Annotated in this window: 15 protein-coding genes; 12 read left to right on the top strand and 3 right to left on the bottom strand. The window is 71.9% G+C overall.

What is annotated here, in order from left to right; all coding sequences use genetic code 11:
• Positions 1-9 precede the first annotated feature (9 nt).
• From L0984_RS29110 to L0984_RS29100, 3 genes are all read left to right on the top strand, one after another.
• Positions 10-387, top strand: a complete 378-nt coding sequence (locus L0984_RS29110) for a PTS glucitol/sorbitol transporter subunit IIA (protein WP_017761672.1) — start codon at positions 10-12, stop codon at positions 385-387.
• Positions 388-521: 134 nt separating this feature from the next.
• Entirely contained in the window at positions 522-2483 is a 1962-nt protein-coding gene (gene ptsP, locus L0984_RS29105; RefSeq protein WP_234197906.1) for a phosphoenolpyruvate--protein phosphotransferase, read from the top strand.
• Positions 2480-3163: an HAD family hydrolase gene (locus tag L0984_RS29100; protein ID WP_234197905.1), complete on the top strand. Its 684-nt coding sequence runs from the start codon at positions 2480-2482 to the stop codon at positions 3161-3163. The genes ptsP and L0984_RS29100 overlap by 4 nt, the downstream gene beginning before the upstream one ends.
• A 153-nt stretch (positions 3164-3316) precedes the next feature.
• Here L0984_RS29100 and L0984_RS29095 read toward each other — a convergent pair whose 3' ends face one another.
• Positions 3317-5536, bottom strand: coding sequence for a protein-disulfide reductase DsbD family protein (locus L0984_RS29095; protein ID WP_234197935.1), 2220 nt, complete (start codon positions 5534-5536; stop codon positions 3317-3319).
• A 188-nt stretch (positions 5537-5724) separates the two neighbouring features.
• Positions 5725-6543 carry an alanyl-tRNA editing protein gene (locus L0984_RS29090; RefSeq protein WP_234197904.1) on the bottom strand — a complete coding sequence of 273 codons (819 nt, stop codon included), beginning with the start codon at positions 6541-6543 and terminating at the stop codon, positions 5725-5727.
• Positions 6544-6662: 119 nt separating this feature from the next.
• Here L0984_RS29090 and L0984_RS29085 point away from each other — a divergent pair, with 119 nt between their 5' ends.
• Positions 6663-7991, top strand: a complete 1329-nt coding sequence (locus L0984_RS29085; RefSeq protein ID WP_234197903.1) for a PQQ-dependent sugar dehydrogenase — start codon at positions 6663-6665, stop codon at positions 7989-7991.
• A gap of 19 nt (positions 7992-8010) precedes the next feature.
• On the opposite strand, the gene L0984_RS29080 is transcribed toward L0984_RS29085, so the two are convergent.
• Entirely contained in the window at positions 8011-8856 is an 846-nt protein-coding gene (locus L0984_RS29080; protein ID WP_234197902.1) for an IclR family transcriptional regulator, read from the bottom strand.
• A gap of 135 nt (positions 8857-8991) precedes the next feature.
• On the opposite strand from L0984_RS29080, the gene L0984_RS29075 reads away from it, so the two are divergent.
• The 8 genes from L0984_RS29075 to L0984_RS29040 are packed head-to-tail and all read left to right on the top strand — an operon-like array spanning position 8992 to position 16449.
• Positions 8992-10278 carry a 3-isopropylmalate dehydratase large subunit gene (locus tag L0984_RS29075; RefSeq protein ID WP_234197901.1) on the top strand — a complete coding sequence of 429 codons (1287 nt, stop codon included), beginning with the start codon at positions 8992-8994 and terminating at the stop codon, positions 10276-10278.
• Positions 10275-10844, top strand: coding sequence for a 3-isopropylmalate dehydratase (locus L0984_RS29070; RefSeq protein WP_234197900.1), 570 nt, complete (start codon positions 10275-10277; stop codon positions 10842-10844). The genes L0984_RS29075 and L0984_RS29070 overlap by 4 nt, the downstream gene beginning before the upstream one ends.
• A gap of 11 nt (positions 10845-10855) precedes the next feature.
• Positions 10856-11719 (top strand): branched-chain amino acid ABC transporter permease, encoded by an 864-nt coding sequence (locus L0984_RS29065; RefSeq protein ID WP_076511697.1) that lies wholly within the window; start codon positions 10856-10858, stop codon positions 11717-11719.
• A gap of 7 nt (positions 11720-11726) precedes the next feature.
• Positions 11727-12704, top strand: coding sequence for a branched-chain amino acid ABC transporter permease (locus tag L0984_RS29060; protein WP_234197899.1), 978 nt, complete (start codon positions 11727-11729; stop codon positions 12702-12704).
• Positions 12701-13558, top strand: a complete 858-nt coding sequence (locus tag L0984_RS29055; RefSeq protein WP_234197898.1) for an ABC transporter ATP-binding protein — start codon at positions 12701-12703, stop codon at positions 13556-13558. The genes L0984_RS29060 and L0984_RS29055 overlap by 4 nt, the downstream gene beginning before the upstream one ends.
• Complete coding sequence (locus tag L0984_RS29050; protein WP_017759436.1) at positions 13542-14285, top strand: ABC transporter ATP-binding protein; 744 nt, start codon at positions 13542-13544, stop codon at positions 14283-14285. Before L0984_RS29055 ends, L0984_RS29050 begins: the two co-directional genes overlap by 17 nt.
• Before the next feature lie 58 nt (positions 14286-14343).
• Positions 14344-15552, top strand: a complete 1209-nt coding sequence (locus L0984_RS29045; RefSeq protein ID WP_234197897.1) for an ABC transporter substrate-binding protein — start codon at positions 14344-14346, stop codon at positions 15550-15552.
• A gap of 21 nt (positions 15553-15573) precedes the next feature.
• A complete protein-coding gene (locus L0984_RS29040) occupies positions 15574-16449 on the top strand; it encodes an isocitrate lyase/PEP mutase family protein (RefSeq protein ID WP_234197896.1) in 876 nt (291 codons plus the stop codon).
• Positions 16450-16487 lie beyond the last annotated feature (38 nt).

The following is a 16487-nucleotide window of genomic DNA, read 5'->3' as shown; positions in this document are numbered from 1 at the left end:
GGAGACCCCATGATCTATTACTCCACCACCGTGACCGCCATCGGCGAGGAGGTGCCCGACCTGCTGGACGGCGGCGTGCTGATCCTCTACGCCGACGGCGCCCCGCCGGCCCTGGCCGAGGTGTCGGTGCAGCACCGCGTGGCGGCCGAGGTGCCGCTGCAATGCCCGCCGGTGGGCGCGCGCATCACGCTGGGCGGCATCGACACCCGCGTCACCGCCGTCGGCAGCACGGCCTGGGACAAGGTGCGCGACATGGGGCACGTGGTCATCAGCTTCAACGGCGCCACCGCCGCCGAGCGGCCCGGCGAGATCTGCGTCGAGGCCCTGGACGCCAACGCCCTGCGCCGCGAGATCGGCGCCGGCAGCCGCATCACCATCGCCGACTGACGCTTCCCTCGCCTGCGTTCCCCGCCTGCGCCGGCACGGCCGCGGGGCGTCGGGCGCAGCGCCCGGCCCGTCCTGCCGCCGCCTTCAGCGCGCGCGGCGGTACGCCCTCCGACCTCCCGCGCCCCGAGCTCCCCATGATCGAGTTATCCACCGTTGTCCGTGTGGTGGAAGGCCTCCACACGCGTCCCGCCGCCCAGATGGCCAAGCTGGCCAAGGGCTTCAAGTCCAGCATCCACCTGGTCCGCCAGGGCAACCCGGCGGACGCCAAGAGCTCGGTCAAGCTGATGCTGCTGGGCGTGAAGGAGGGCGAGGAAGTGCTGCTGCGCGCCGACGGCAGCGACGAGCAGGACGCGCTCGCGCGCCTGGTGCAGTACCTGCAGGACCCGCGCGCCGGCCTGGAAGAGGGCGCACTGATCGCCCCCGCCCCGCACGCCGCCGCGCAGGACTGCGGGGCCGACGATGCCGACGAGGCCATCGCCGACAACTGCTTCTGCGGCGTGGCCGGCAGCCGCGGCACCGCCCTGGCACCGGCCTATGTCTACCTGCCGCAGCCGCTGGTGGCCAGCCGCCAGGTGATCGACGCCGCCGAGGTGCCGGCCGAGCTGGACCGCTTCCGCCGCACGCTGGCCGACTTCGTGCAGCCGGCCGGCGGCGGCGTGCCCGACGGCGCCGCCAGCGAGCAGGACCGGGCCATCCTCCAGGCCCTGATCGACCTGGCGCAGGACGAGGAATACGTGGGCGCCATCATCCGCGGCATCGAGGGCCGCGGCGATGCGGCGGCCGTCACGCTGCGCGTCGGCCAGGTGCTGGCCGACAGCTTCAACGCCATGGCCGACGACTACATGCGCGCCCGGGCAGAGGACATCCGCGGCGTCACGCGCCACCTGGCGGCGCGGCTGCTGGGCCAGTCGCTGCCCGACCTGCGCGGCATCCACGGGCCCTGCGTGCTGGTGGCCGCCGACCTGAGCGCCTGGGAGTTCGCGCAGGTGCCCATCCGCCATGTGCGCGGCCTGGTGTGCACCGGCGGCTCGGCCACCTCGCACGTGGCCATCATGGCCCGCACCCATGGCGTGCCGGCCGTGCTGGGCGTGCCGCTGGGCGAGGCCCAGCTCAAGGCCGCCGACACGCTGGTGGTGGACGGCACGCGCGGCCGCGTCATCGTCAACCCCGACACCGCGCAGCAGCGCCATGCCGAACGCCGCATGGCCGCCGAGCGGGAGGCCCGCGCCGCCCTCGACCGCTACCGCGACCTGCATCCGCGCACCCGCGACGGCCGCGAGATCGAGGTGGTGGCCAACCTGGGCGGCCTGGACGAGATCCCGCTGGCGCAGGCCGCCGGCGCCATGGGCGTGGGCCTGTTCCGCACCGAGCTGCTGTTCATGCAGCGCCGCAGCCTGCCCACCGAGGACGAGCAGGCCGAGGTCTACCAGCGCCTGGCCGAGGCCTTCCACCCCCGGCCCGTGATCATCCGCACGCTGGACATCGGCGGCGACAAGCCGGTGGCCGGCATCGACTTCCCCAAGGAAGAGAACCCCTTCCTGGGCTGGCGCGGCGTGCGCATGTGCCTGGACCGGCCCGAGGTCTTCAAGCCCCAGCTGCGGGCGCTGCTGCGTGCCGCCACCGTGGGCAACGTGCGGGTGATGATCCCGATGATCAGCGACCTCGACGAGGTGCGCCGCGTGCGCGCGCTGGTCGACGAATGCAGCGCCGAGCTGACCGCCGCCGGCGTGGCCCATGCCCGCTTCGAGCTGGGCATCATGGTCGAGACGCCGGCCGCCGTGCTGCAGGCCGACGCGCTGGCGGCCGAGGTGAGCTTCTTCTCCATCGGCACCAACGACCTCACGCAGTACGTGATGGCCACCGACCGCGCCAATGCGCAGATCGCCTCGCTCTACCGCACCGAGCATCCGGCCGTCATGCGCGCCATCGCCCTGACCTGCGAGGCGGCCCGCGCTGCCGGCATCTGGGTGGGCCTGTGCGGCGAGGCCGCGGCCAACCTGGACCTGATCCCGCGCTTCGTCGAGATGGGCGTGACCGAGCTGAGCATGAGCCCGGCCTCCATCCTCGCGGCCAAGAAGCGGGTGACGGAGCTGTGAGCGCGGCGGCCCTGCGCGCCCTGCTCAGCGACTGCGACGGCGTCATCGTCGACAGCGAGGTGGTGGCCGATCGCGCCATGCGCGAGGTGCTGGCCGGCGCCTTCGGCGGCGTCGACGTCGAGCCGGCCCTCGCCGGCCTGTTCGGCCGTCGGGTGATCGACATCATCCGGCTGGTGGAGCAGCGGCTGGAGCGCCCGCTGACCGACGAGCACCGCGCGGCCCTGCAGCGCGACATCGATGCCCGCGTGGCCTGCCTGGCGCCGGCCATGCCGGGCGTGTGCGAGGCCTACGCCGGGATCGGCCTGCCGCTGGCCATCGTCTCCAACAGCGCCTTCGACCGGCTCCACCGCAGCGTGGAGGCCTCGGGCCTGCTGCCGCTCGCCGGCCGCCACGTCTATGCCGCCGAGGACGTGGGCCGGCCCAAGCCCGCGCCCGATGCCTACCTGCATGCCGCCCGCCAGCTGGGCGTGCCGCCGGCCGGCTGCCTGGTGGTCGAGGACAGCGCCACCGGCGTGCTGGCCGCCCGCGCGGCGGGCATGGCGGTGCTGGGCTTCCTGGGCGGCAGCCATGTGGATGCGGACCATGGCCGCTGGCTCACCGAGGCCGGCGCGCTGGGCCTGTTCGAGCGGATGGAACAGCTGCCGGCGCTGGTGCGCGACTGGCCAGCGCTGGCGGCCTGAGGGACGGGGCGGCCGGGCGGTGGCAGGCTGATCGCGCCGCCTTTGCCGGGCAACGGCCGGCTGGGGCGCACTGGCAACCCTTGAATCAACGACCGTTCGGGCTGAGCGTGTCGAAGCCCTGCGTTGCGCTCTGGTCTTCCGGCGATCCGCTTCTCAGGACTTGCCCGCCCCGCCTGGCAACGCGCGCAGCGCCTCGCGCACCTCCGCCGGCGACAGCAGCTCGCTCAGCACCACCGGTGCCTGCCCCGGTGCCTGCAGCACGTACACCGGCACGCCATTGCGGCCCAACGCATTCAGCGCGGCCGCGATGGCCGGGTCGCGCCGGGTCCAGTCGGCGCGCAGCAGCTGCACGCCGCGGGCGTCGAAGTCGGCCAGCAGCTCGGCATTGCCCAGCGTGGTCTTCTTGTTGACCTGGCAGGTGACGCACCAGGCGGCCGTGAAGTCGATGAACACCGGTTTGCCCTCGGCCTGCAGCTGCGCCACGCGCTCGGCCGACCAGGGCTGCCAGCGCGCCTCGCCCGACACGCCGCCCGCCGTGGACGCCGCGGCCGGCGCCATCTGCACCAGCAGCGGCCCGATGCTGGCCGCCAGCGCCGCGAAGCCCAGCGCCAGCGCCCCGCCCAGCAGCAGCCGGGTGCGGCCGGCGAGCGTGCCCAGCGCCCAGACCACCGCGCTACCGGCCACCAGCAGCGCCAGCAGCGCGCCCGCGCCGTCGATGCCGGCCTGCTGGCCGAGCACCCACACCAGCCAGGCCACTGTCGCGAACATCGGGAAGGCCAGCAGCCGGCGCAGCGTGTCCATCCAGGGCCCGGGCTTCGGCAGCAGCCGTGCCACCGCCGGCACGAAGCCGGCCAGCAGGTAGGGCAGGGCCAGGCCCAACCCCAGCGCGGCGAAGAGCAGCAGCGCCTGCGCTGCCGGCAGGCCGATGGCCAGCCCCAGCGAGGCGCCCATGAACGGCGCCGTGCAGGGCGAGGCCACCAGCACCGCCAGCACGCCGGAAAGGAAGTCGTTGAGCACTGGATGGCGCACCTGCGCCCCGGCCAGCCGCGCCGGTGCCAGCATGCCCACCTCGAACACGCCCGCCAGATTGAGCCCCAGCAGCGTGAACAGCGCCGCCAGCGCCGCCACCATGCCCGGCGACTGCAGCTGGAAGCCCCAGCCCAGTTGCGCGCCCGCCGCGCGCAGCGCGATCAGCAGGCCGCCCAGGGCCAGCAGGCTCAGCACCACGCCCGCGCTGTAGGCCAGGGCGGCGCGCCGATGGCCGCGCCGGTCGTCGGCATTGCGGGTGAAGCCCAGCACCTTGATCGCCAGCACCGGGAAGACGCAGGGCATCAGGTTCAGCAGCAGCCCGCCGACGAAGGCGCCCAGCAGGGCCAGCAGCAGTCCTGTCGGCGCGACCGAGGTGGGGGCCACGGGCGCGGCCGGGCGGGCATTGGCGTCCAGCGCGGCCTGCAGCGCGGGCGAGACGGTGGCGGGTGCGCCCACGGCGGGCCATTGGCCGTCGACCGCGGCATCGACGCGCCAGCCGACGGGCTGGCCGGCGGCCTCGGCCTGGCGCCGCTCCTCGCCGGTGAGGGCCAGCACCAGCGGCATGCGCGCCGGGCTGGCCGAGCGCTGGTCGGCCACCGGGAACTGCGCCGTCCACACGCCGCCCTCCCAGCGCTGCTGCCAGTCGGTACCGGCGACGGCGCCGTTGCGCAGCACCTCGGCGGTCTCGGGCATCAGCTCCAGCGTGCGGCCCTGGGCGGCGGCGGGCAGCCCCTCGACGCGCAGCGCCAGGCTGCGGGTATCGGTGGCGAGCTTGGCGGTGGCGGGCGCTTCGACCGTCACCGGCCGTGCGGCCCAGGCAGCGTCGAACTCGGCCCCATGACCCGCGGTGGAACTGCGCACGGGCAGGTCGAGGCGGAACTCGCCGTCCTCGGGGATGCATTCCTTGCGGCACACCAGCCAGGTGGCCGACAGGCGGATCGGCAGCGTGGCCGTGCCGGTGAGCGTGGTGGGCGGGCGGAAGTCCGGCGCCACCGTCACGGGCACCGGCAGCAGCACCTCGTTCTCGTAGCCGTAGTTGGCCAGGCTGCCGATGAAGAGCTTGTGCGGCACCGGCCAGTCGACCTCGCCGGCGTCCAGGCCGGGCGGCAACTGCCAGCGCAGCTCGGTGGGCAGGCCGGAATCGCCCGCGTTCTTCCAGTAGGTGTGCCACTCGGGCTGGTGGCTGATCTTCAGGCCCAGCCAGACGGTGGCGCCGGGGCCCACGCCCTGCGGCGCCTGGGCCACCAGTTCGGCCCGCACGTGCGGCGTGGTGACGACGGCACTGCCGCCGCCGTTGCTGCCGGGCGTGAGCTGGGCGGCGGCGGGCGCAAGCAGGCCCGCCATCAGCGCGAAGGCCGCCAGCAGCGGCAGCAGCCAGCGGGCAGGAAGAGAGAAGGGGGTGGGGCGCATGCGCCGGGTCGGAGCGAGGCCCACGCCTGAAGTTCCGGCCGCCAGGGTCGTGGATCCGTTCTTGCCGCCAGCCGCGGCGCATCCGTCCTCGGCGCAGGCCGCCGCGTGCCGCCAGGCCGTCATCAGGTTGCCTCGGCGAAGGCCAGCACCACGCGCCGGGCCTGCGCGCCCTTCTTCTCGACCTTGGCCACGCGCAGCGCGCCGATCTCGGCGATGTTGGCCACATGCGTGCCGCCGCAGGGCTGCAGGTCGATGGGCGCCTCGGCGCTGCCGACGCGGATGGTGCGCACCGTGCCGCTGCCGCGCGGCGGCTGCACGCTCATGCTCTTGACCAGGCCGGGGTTGGCGTCCAGCTCGGCATCGGTGACGCTGCCCACGGTCACCGGCAGGGCCTGGGCCACCAGCGCGGCCAGGCCCTGGGCCAGCGCGGCGGCGTCCAGCGCCTCGCTCATGTGGAAATCGACGCGCACCGCCTCGGGCGTGATGGCGCAACCGTTGACCGGCTGCGCCACGAGATGGCAGAGCAGGTGGCTGGCGGTGTGCAGCCGCATCATGCGGTGGCGGCGCTCCCAGTCGATGGCGGCGGTGACGGTGTCGCCGGGCACCAGTCGGGCCAGCAGGGCGTCCTGTCCCGGCGCGGCCAGGTGCCAGATCTCGGCGGTGGGCTTGCCGTCCGCGTCCTTGCCCTTGCGGGTGTCGGCGATGGTCAGCTCGGCGCCATCGGCCAGCCGCAGCACGCCGCTGTCGCCCGCCTGGCCGCCGCCCATCGGATAGAAGACGGTGCGGTCCAGCACCACGGTGCCGGTCGCGGCGTCCACGCGCAGCACGCGGGCGGGGCATTCGCGCAGGTAGGCGTCGGCGCGGAACAGGTCGTCGGTGGTCGTGGGCGGAAGGGCGGGCGCGGCCGGCGAGGGCGCAGCCGCAGGGGCATCGGCGGTCATCCTGCGATGGTAGCCCTGGGGCCGCAGCCCGTCGGTGTGCGTACGCACCGTCTGCCAGCGGGTCAGGCGCGGCGTGCGACTACACCGCCCGGGGTGCGTGGCCCCGATCATCCGCACCCATGATGCGCACCGCCACCCTCACCCTTGCCGCCGCCGCGGTGCTGGCCCTCGCCGGCTGCGGCGACACCGCCAAGCTGCCCTTCGAGGCCGGCACCGGCCCCAACCCGCAGCTGCCCGCGCCCAACAAGACGCTGCTGCCCACCATGAAGGTGGCGCCCGCCACCGGCTGGCAGGACACCGCCGCGCCCACGCCGCTGCCCGGCTTCAAGGTGACGGCCCTGGCACGCGGCCTGGACCATCCGCGCTGGGTCTACACGTTGCCCAACGGCGATGTGCTGGTGGCCGAAAGCGACCGTCCCCGCAACGCCGACCCCAAGCCGGGCGGCTTCTTCGACAAGATCAAGGAAAAGATCACCGGCCTGGTCATGAAGCGCGCTGGCTCGGGCGTGCCCAGCGCCGACCGCATCACCCTGCTGCGCGATGCCGACGGCGACGGCGTGGCCGAGACGCGCACCGTCTTCGCCAGCGGCCTGACCTCGCCCTTCGGCATGGCGCTGGTGGGCAACGAGCTGTTCGTGGCCAATGCCGATGCGCTGGTCAAGCTGCCCTACACCGAAGGCCAGACCCAGGCGGGTGGCGCGGCCGTGAAGGTGACGGACCTGCCCGCCAGCTTCAACCACCACTGGACCAAGAACGTCATCGCCAGCCGCGACGGCGCCAAGCTCTACGTCACCGTGGGCAGCAACAGCAACATCGCCGACTACGGCATGCAGCACGAAGAAGGCCGCGCCGCCATCTGGGAGGTGGACCGCGCCACCGGCGCCAAACGCTTGATGGCCAGCGGCCTGCGCAATCCCAACGGCATGGCCTGGGAGCCCGACACGAACGTGCTGTGGACCGTGGTCAACGAGCGCGACGAGATCGGCAGCGATCTGGTGCCCGACTACCTGACCTCGGTGCGCGACGGCGGCTTCTACGGCTGGCCCTGGAGCTACTGGGGCGGCGTGGTCGACACCCGCGTGCAGCCGCAGCAACCCGAGAAGGTGGCCACCGCCATCCGCCCCGACTACGCGCTGGGCAACCACGTCGCGCCGCTGGGCCTGGCCTTCTCCAGCGCGCGCGGCATGCCGGAGGCGTTCGCCAACGGCGCCTTCATCGGCGAGCACGGCTCCTGGAACCGCAGCCCGCCCTCGGGCTACCGCGTGAGCTTCGTGCCCTTCATCGGCGGCAAGCCCAGCGGGGCGCCGCGCGAGTTCCTCACCGGCTTCCTCTCGGCCGACGGCAAGGCGCTGGGCCGGCCGGTGGGCGTGGCGCTGGACACGTCGGGCGCGCTGCTGGTGGCCGACGACGTGGGCGGCGCGGTCTGGCGCGTCTCCCGCGCGCGTTGACGGTGGCGTCTCTCGAGCCCTAGCTGCCGCCCGCTTCCGGCGACAGCAGCGCATGCGCCGTCATGTCGGCGCAGATCAGCCGCACCTGCCGCTGCACCTCGCGGGCGATCTCCTCGCGCCGCTCGGCCGTCAGCCGCCCCGAGATCGCGGCCACGCTGATGGCCGCGACCGGGTTGTCCGGCGGAAAGGCCACGCCGATGGCCGCCGTGCCGGGCGTCACCACGCTGTCCAGGAACGAGTAGCCCTGCTGCCGCCCCTGCGCCACGACCTCGCGCAGGAAGTCGGCCGAGAAGGAGGCGTACTTCTCGTAGCGGTGGCCGTTGGCCTGGATGATCGACTCCGCCTCGGCGGCCGGCATGGCGCACAGCATGGCCAGCCCGCCCGCGCCCACGCCCAGCGGCCGGCGGATGCCGATGTCCAGCGGCAATGCCTTGATCGGGTAGTCGCCCAGCGCACGGTTGGTGCACACCGCCTCCAGGCCGCTGCGCTCGCTCAGGTAGAGCGTGTCCTGCGTGGTCTCGGCCAGCCGGTGCAGGGCCGCGTCGCACATCTCGCTGAGCCGGTAGCGGGGGCGCGCCAGCAGGCCCAGCTCGTGCAGCAGCGGCCCCAGGTAGTACTTGCGGGTGCGCGCATCGCGGTCCACCAGGCCCTCGAGCTCCAGCCGCGCCAGCATGCGGAAGCAGGTGCTCTGCGGCAGCCCGCTGGTGGCCGCCACCTCGCCGATGCGCATGCCGTTGCGGCCCCGGGACGCCACAACGCGGAGCATGTTCACCACCCGTTCGATGCTCTGCGTGCCGGTGCGCGGCTGTCCACCTTGTGGCGGTCCATCTGTGCCTTCGGCGGCTTCCTCGTTCTCTTCACTCATGCGGGCTTTGTAGTTTGCATCCACATTGTGGGCAATCTAGGGTTAACCGCATCAGGGTGAGCCGGGTGGGCGCTCTGTAATTCATCCAAAGGCGTCGAACAAGGCGCCACATTGTGGATAAGGAGACGAGGCGCCATGCCCCAGACGATGACCGAGAAGATCCTGGCCCGCGTGGCCGGGCTGCCCACCGTGAAGGCGGGCGACGAGATCCTGGCCCGGCCGGATTTCGTGATCGCCTACGACTTCCCCGGCTACACCGACGTGTTCTTCAAGGAGGCCCGCGAGGAATTCGGCGTCGAGAAGGTCACGAGCCCCGAGCGCTTCGTGCTCTTCATCGACCACATGGTCCCGGCCGCCGCGCCCAAGGAAGAAGAACTGCACCGCGTCACCCGCGCCTGGGGCGCCGAGCAGGGCGTGCCGGTGCACGAGCGCGAGGGCATCGGCCACCAGGTGTCGGCCGAGCTGGGCTATGCCACGCCGGGCGCCTTCGCCGTGCATTTCGACGGCCACGTGAGCCAGCTGGGCGCCTTCGGCACCCTGGCCTTCGGCGCGCGCAAGAGCGTGCTCGAGACCTTCGTGAGCGAGAAGATGGCGCTCACCGTGCCCGCCACCGTCAAGGTCGAACTCACCGGCACGCTGCAGCCGGGCGTGATGGCGCGGGACGTGTTCCACCACATGGTGCGGGTGATGGGCCCGTCCTCCTGCCGCTTCAAGGTGGTGGAACTCAGCGGCCCGGTGATCGACGCCATGAGCATCGAGGGCCGCCAGACCATCTGCGGCCAGGCCATGTTCCTGGGCGCCACCACCATGCTGATCGCGCCCGACGCCAAGACGTTGGCGTACACCCGCGAGCGGGCCAAGATCGCGCTCGACCCGGTGTATCCCGATGCCGACGCGGTGTACGAGCGCGTGGTGCAGATCGACATCTCGGCGCTGGAGCCCATCGTCGTGGCGCCGCCCAGCCCCGCCAACACCCGCGACCTGGCCGAGTACGCGGGCCTGGAGGTGCACACCGGCTACCTGGGCTCCTGCGCCAGCGGCCGGCTGGAGGACCTGCGCGCCGCCGCCGACGTGCTGCGCGGCAAGCGCATCAAGCCCGGCTTCCAGCTGCATGTGGTGCCCACCTCGCAGGCCATCATGTCGCAGGCCGCGCGCGAGGGCCTGATCGCCACCCTGGTGGATGCGGGCGCCTTCATCAGCTCGTCGAGCTGCGACTACTGCTACGGCCGCATCGCCACCATGGCCGACGGCCAGCGCGCGGTGTCCACGGGCACGCTCAACACCCCCGGCCGCATGGGCAGTGCCGACACCGAGATCTTCCTGTGCAATGCGGCGGTGGTCGCCGCCTCGGCCCTGGAGGGCCGCATCGCCGACCCGCGGCCCTACCTGGCGGCCGCTGCGGCCGAAGGGAGCGCGGCATGAGCGCGAACCTGCCCAACCTCGAAGGCCGCGCGGCCTGGATCTTCACCGAGGACGACTACGACATCGACCTCATCGTCGGCATCAAGAACATCAAGATCACCGACATCCACGAGCTGGCCGCGGTCACCATGACCAGCTACGACCCGCAGTTCGCCGCCAGCGTCCAGAAGGGCGACCTGCTGGTGGGCGGGCACAACTTCGGCTACGGCCATCCGCACTACCCGGCCATGCGCGCGATGCGCCACCTGGGCGTGGCGGGCGTGATCGCCGAATCCTTCTCGCCCGGCTTCTTCCGCGGCGAGATCAGCATGGGCTTTCCGCTCGTCACCTGCCCGGGCATCCGCGCCGCCAGCGCGCGCTGGCAGCGGCTGCGCGTGGACTGGGCGCTCGGCCGCGTGCTCAACCTCGACACCGGCGCCGAGCTGCCCTTCGAGCCGCTGTCCTCGGTCGAGCGCGGCACGCTGGCGGCCGGCGGCTTCGTGCCCTACCTGAAGGCACGGCTGGCGCGCGAGGCGGCGCAGAAGGCGGCCGCCGACGCCACCACCACCGGCGCCACGGCAGGCTGAGGGCGCCGCGCATGCTGCAGATGATCGTCAGCGGCGTCGCCCTGGGCGCCATCTACGGGCTCATCGCCCTGGGCATCGTGATGGTGTTCAAGGCCACGGGCATCCTCAACTTCGCGCATGGCGAGGCCGCCATGCTGTCGGCCTTCACCGCCTGCACGCTGGTGCGCCTGGGCCTGCCGATGTGGGCGGTGGTGCCGCTCACGCTGCTGTTCGGCGCGGCCCTGGGCATGGCGATCGAGCGCTTCATCATCCGGCGCTTCATCGGCAAGGCGCTGCTGTCCTCCGCCATCTGCACGCTGGGGCTGTTCCTGCTGTTCGGCGACATGGCCATCTGGATCTGGGGCAAGGACACGCAGGAGCTGCCGAGCATCTTCCCGAGCACGCCGCTGCAGGTGGGCGATGCGGTGGTGTCGGGCATCGACCTGGGCATCGTGGGCGTGTGCGCCACGCTGGCCGCGGCGCTGTTCGCCTTCTTCCGCTTCACGCGGCTGGGCATCGCCATGCAGGCCACCATGGAGAACCCGGTGGCGGCACGGCTGATGGGCATTCCCATCAAGCGCATCTATGCGCTGGCCTGGGCGCTGTCGCACGTCATCGCGGCGGCGGCGGGGCTGCTGATCGCGCCGCTGACCTTCGTGCACTTCTCGATGATGCAGCACGCCCTGCACTTCGCCTTCGCGGCGGCGGTGCTGGGCGGCATCGGCAGCATGCCGGGCGCGCTGCTGGGCGGCGTGATCATCGGCGTGAGCAGCAACCTCACCGGCGCCTATGTGTCCTCGGCCTGGAAGGACGCCGTGCCCTTCATCGTGATGCTGGCCATCCTGGTGCTGCGGCCGCACGGGCTGCTGGCGCGCCGGCAGGTCAAGAAGGTCTGAGTAAGCGATGACGCGCATGACCCATCTGCTCGACGGCCGCCCCTGGCTGGCCCCCGCCCTGTTCGTGGCCCTGCTGGTGCTGGCGCCGCTGGTGCCGGGCGGCTACGTGCTCTACATCGCCACGCTGGTGCTCATCTACACGCTGGCCTCGTTCGGCACCAACATCCTCACCGGCTACACCAACCTCATCTCGATGGCGGGCGCGGTGTTCTTCGGCATCGGCGCCTACGGCGCCGCCATCCTGACGCAGCAGTTCGGCGTGCCGATGCTGCTGGCCATGCTCATCGCGGCGGCCATCGCCACGGTGGTCGGCCTGGTGCTGGCGCTGCCGGTGCTGCGGCTGGAGGAGGTGTTCCTCGCCATCGCCACGCTGGGCTTCGTGATGATCTCGGTGGAGATCGCCAAGTCCGGCGGCGACCTGACGGGCGGCGAGAACGGCATGGGCGCGCCCGGCCCCACGCTCTTCGGGCTGGCGCTGGACGAGCGTGCCTACCACCTGCTGGCCGCCTGCGTGCTGGGCGCGGCCCTCTGGCTGGCGCGCAACCTGGCGCGCAGCCGCTTCGGCCGCGGCTTCCTGGCCATCAAGGGCAGCGAGACGGCGGCCCGCGCGCTGGGCCTCAACACCACGGGCCTCAAGCTGGTGGCCTTCGGCGTCTGCGCCTTCTACACGGGCCTGTCGGGCGCGCTCTATGCGCCGCTGGTGCGCTTCATCGACCCGTCGCTGTTCAACATCATGGTGTCGATCAGCTTCGTGTCGATGGTGATCGTCGGCGGCCTCGGCTCCATCCTGGGCTCGGTGCTGGGGGCCATCTTCGTCATCGGCGCTCCGCAACTGCTCACCTACTTCGGCTTCGACCAGTTCCAGCGCGCGCTCTATGGCGTGGCCATGATCCTGGCGCTGATGTTCCTGCCCGACGGGCTGGCCAGCCTGTTCAAGACGCGCCGCCTGCCCGGCGCCGACGCGCCCGGCAAGGAGGGCACATGATGCGCGCGATCGACGCCCAGGCCACGCCCGCACGGGGCGGGGCGCGGCCGGCCGGTGCCGCTGCACCGCTGCTGTCGCTGGCCGGTGTGCGCATGAGCTTCGGCGGCATCGTGGCCGTGCAGGACGTGGGCTTCGACGTCATGCCCGGCACCGTGCATGCGCTCATCGGCCCCAACGGTGCCGGCAAGACGACGATGCTCAACTGCATCAGCCGCTTCTACACGCCGCAGCAGGGCCGCATGGTGCTGCGCACGGTGCAGGGCGAGCACGATCTGCTGCGCCTGAAGGCGCACCAGATCTCGCGCCTGGGCATCGCCCGCACCTTCCAGAACCTGGAGCTCTTCGCCGAGCTGACGGTGTTCGACAACGTGCTCATCGCCCGCTCGCAGGCCATGCGCGCCACGCTGGCCGAGGCCCTGCTCAACCTGCCGCGCCAGCGCCGCGAGGAGCGCGCCGAGCGCGAGCGCGTGCAGGCCCTGCTGGAAGAGCTGCGCCTCGCGCCCCATGCCCACACGCTGGTGCGCGACCTGCCCTATGGCACGCAGAAGCTCGTCGAGTTGGCCCGCGCCATGGCGCTGGAGCCCGTGCTGATGCTGCTGGACGAGCCCGCGGCCGGCATGAACAACCGCGAGATCGACGCCCTGGGCGACACGCTGCGCACGCTGCAGGCACGCACCGGCGCCACGCTGCTGCTCATCGAGCACAGCATGCCGCTGGTCATGTCCATCTCCGACACCATCACCGTGATGCACAACGGCGCCTTCCTGGCGCAGGGCACGCCGCGGGAGATCGAATCGCATCCGGCCGTGATCGAGGCCTACCTGGGAGGAGGCAAGAGTGGCCAACGTCGCTGAACCCACGGGCGCCGGGCGCCCGCTGCTGCAGGTGGAGCGGCTCGCGGCCGGCTACGGCAAGATCCGCGCGCTGCACGGCATCGGCCTCACGGTGCACGAGGCCCGCATCGTCTGCGTGCTTGGCGCCAACGGCGCCGGCAAGACCACGCTGATGCGCGTGCTCTCGGGCCTGCTGCCGGTCATGGACGGCACGGTGCAGTTCGACGGCCAGTCCATCGCCAACGTGCCGGCCGAGACGCTGGTGCGCCGCGGCATCGTGCATGTGCCGCAGGGCCGCATGGTGTTCGCGCAGCTGAGCGTGCGCGAGAACCTGATGCTCGGCGGCTACACCCGCCCCGCCGGCGAGGTGCGCGACCACATCACCCATGTGCTGGACTACTTTCCGCGGCTCAAGGAGCGCATCGGCTCGCGCGCCGGCACCCTCTCGGGCGGCGAGCAGCAGATGCTGGCCATCGCCCGCGGCCTGCTGGCCCGGCCCCGGCTGCTGATGCTGGACGAGCCCTCGATGGGCGTGGCCCCCATCCTCAAGGACGCCATCTTCTCCACCCTGCGCGACATCCGCGACCGCGAGCGCCTGACGCTGCTGGTGGTGGAGCAGGACGCCGACATCGCCCTGGACATTTCGGACGAGGGCTATGTGATCGAGACCGGCCGCGTGGTCATGCAGGCCAGCGCGGCCGAGCTGGCCGGCAACGAGGACGTGCGCCGCGCCTACCTGGGCGGCTGATGCCACGGCCCTTGCGCTTCTTCCTTCCGCGACAAACCCACTCCAAGGAGACACACCCATGATGACGCTGCATTCCCGCCGCACCCTGATCGCCGCGGCCGCCTGTGCGCTGGCCGCCGCCGCGCTGCCGGCCGCCGCCTTCGAGAACAAGGACGAAGGCGTGCTGGAGAAGGAGATCGTGCTCGGCTCCTCGCAGCCGCTGTCCGGCACGCTGGCCTACATGGGCAAGGCCGTGGACGAGGGCATGCGCACCTACTTCGACATGGTCAACGAGAAGGGCGGCGTCAACGGCCGCAAGATCAAGCTGATCACCTACGACGACGAGCTCAAGCCCGCCAAGTCGGTGGCCAATGCCAAGCTGCTGATCGAGCGCGACAACGTGCTGGCCATGGTGGGCAACATCGGCCATGCCACCAACGTGAGCGCCTACGAATACAGCTCGACCAAGAAGGTGCCGACCATCGGCGCGCTGTCCATCTCGGACCTGACCAGCACGCCGCCGCGCGAGCTGCTCTATGTGCTGCCCTCGCCGCAGTCCACCGAGACGGCCGCCTACATCGACTATGCCGTGGGCACGCTCAAGGCCAAGAAGGTGGCCATGCTCTACCAGAACGACGGCTGGGGCAAACCGGCCTACGACATCGCCGTCAAGCAGCTGGAGAAGCACGGCATGAAGCTGGTCGAGGCGCAGAGCTTCGAGCGCTTCGCCACCGACCTCACCTCGCAGGTCTTCAAGCTGAAGCAGGCCGAGCCCGATGTGGTGGTGGTCTATGCACTGGGCCAGGAGGCGGTGCAGTTCTTCCGCAGCGCCGAGAAGCTGGGCTGGAAGCCCACCGTCTTCGGTGCCGGCGGCCTGAACGATCCCAAGTTCGTGGAGCTGCTGGGCAAGACGCAGTCCAAGCTCTACGTGGCCTCCTACTACGACGCCATCGAGGGCGACAACCCGGCGATCCAGGCCTTCTTCGCGCGCTACACCAAGACCTATCCCAAGTCGGCGCCGTCGTCGAATGCGCTGATGGGCTACTCGGCCGCGGCCGTCGCCGTGGAGGCGCTGCAGCGCGCGGGCAACGAGCCCTCGCGCGCCAAGGTGGTGGCGGCGCTGGACGGCCTGAAGGACTTCGACCAGAAGATCGGTCCCAAGATCACCTTCCAGCCGCTCAACGCCGGCCCCTATTCGCGCCGCGGCCAGACCGGCGTGGCGCTGATGGAGCTCAAGGGCGACAAGTTCGCGCCCTTGGGCGGCTACATCGATCCGGTGAAGCGCTGAACGCCCGCGAAAGGAACAACCATGCCCACTCTGCGCCAGACCCTTCGCCAACGCATCACCGACGGCCCCACCTTCTGGATGGCCGGCGTGCAGGACGCCCTGTCGGCCCTGCTCGTGGACCAGTCGGACTTCGACGGCATCTTCACCACCGGCTTCGGCATCTCGGCCTCGCTGCTCGGCCAGCCGGACATGGAGGTCTACACCCTCACCGAGAACGTGGCGGTGGTCAACCGCATCGCCAACGTCGTGAAGAAGCCCATCTTCGCGGACGCCGACACCGGCTACGGCAACGTGATCAACGTGGCCCGCACCGTGCGCGAGTTCGAGAAGGCAGGCGTGGCGGCCATCTCCATCGAAGACCAGATCAGCCCCAAGCGCTGCCCCGCCGCCGCCTCGGTGATGCCGGTGGTGCCGGTCAAGGACGCGGTGGCGCGCATCCGCGCCGCGGTCGACGCGCGGCAGGACCCGGACTTCCTGATCGTGGCGCGCACCGATGTGCTCGACCCGGCCGAGGCCATGGACCGCGCCGCGCGCTATGCCGAGGCGGGCGCCGACCTCATCCAGCCGATCTCGCGCACCTTCAAGGGCTACGAGGACCTGGTGAAGCTGCGCGAGGTGTCGGGCCGCCGCCTCTCGCTGCAGCTGATGCAGGGCCTGTGGATGGAGAAGCTCTCGCGCGAGCAGGTGGAGTCGGTGGCGGCCTTCGCCACCTATCCCATCGTCACGCTGATGAGCACGGTGCATGCGCTGCAGGCCAACCTGGCCACGCTGGCCGCCCGCCGCAGCGGCGAGGTGGAGGGCCTGCCGGCCGGCCAGGTGCCCATGGCCGAGTTCAAGCGCGTGATCGGCTGGGCGGAGATGGAGGCGCGGCAGGCGCACTACGAGCAGCACGGCTGAGCCACGCGCCGCGCCCCGCCGGCGTGGCACCCGCGCCG

The sequence above is a fragment of the Pseudacidovorax sp. NFM-22 genome, from assembly GCF_021401245.1.
Taxonomy (GTDB): Bacteria; Pseudomonadota; Gammaproteobacteria; order Burkholderiales; family Burkholderiaceae_C; genus Xenophilus.
This window is presented reverse-complemented; position numbering and strand designations above follow the sequence as displayed.

Bases quoted from the DNA above. Each gene is read 5' to 3' on its own strand.
- L0984_RS29110 (WP_017761672.1), top strand. From the start codon at position 10: ATGATCTATTACTCCACCACCGTGACCGCCATCGGCGAGGAGGTGCCC.
- ptsP (WP_234197906.1), top strand. From the start codon at position 522: ATGATCGAGTTATCCACCGTTGTCCGTGTGGTGGAAGGCCTCCACACG.
- L0984_RS29095 (WP_234197935.1), bottom strand. From the start codon at position 5,536: ATGGCGGGCCTGCTTGCGCCCGCCGCCGCCCAGCTCACGCCCGGCAGC.
- L0984_RS29090 (WP_234197904.1), bottom strand. From the start codon at position 6,543: ATGACCGCCGATGCCCCTGCGGCTGCGCCCTCGCCGGCCGCGCCCGCC.
- L0984_RS29085 (WP_234197903.1), top strand. From the start codon at position 6,663: ATGATGCGCACCGCCACCCTCACCCTTGCCGCCGCCGCGGTGCTGGCC.
- L0984_RS29080 (WP_234197902.1), bottom strand. From the start codon at position 8,856: ATGAGTGAAGAGAACGAGGAAGCCGCCGAAGGCACAGATGGACCGCCA.
- L0984_RS29075 (WP_234197901.1), top strand. From the start codon at position 8,992: ATGCCCCAGACGATGACCGAGAAGATCCTGGCCCGCGTGGCCGGGCTG.
- L0984_RS29070 (WP_234197900.1), top strand. From the start codon at position 10,275: ATGAGCGCGAACCTGCCCAACCTCGAAGGCCGCGCGGCCTGGATCTTC.
- L0984_RS29065 (WP_076511697.1), top strand. From the start codon at position 10,856: ATGCTGCAGATGATCGTCAGCGGCGTCGCCCTGGGCGCCATCTACGGG.
- L0984_RS29060 (WP_234197899.1), top strand. From the start codon at position 11,727: ATGACGCGCATGACCCATCTGCTCGACGGCCGCCCCTGGCTGGCCCCC.
- L0984_RS29055 (WP_234197898.1), top strand. From the start codon at position 12,701: ATGATGCGCGCGATCGACGCCCAGGCCACGCCCGCACGGGGCGGGGCG.
- L0984_RS29045 (WP_234197897.1), top strand. From the start codon at position 14,344: ATGATGACGCTGCATTCCCGCCGCACCCTGATCGCCGCGGCCGCCTGT.
- L0984_RS29040 (WP_234197896.1), top strand. From the start codon at position 15,574: ATGCCCACTCTGCGCCAGACCCTTCGCCAACGCATCACCGACGGCCCC.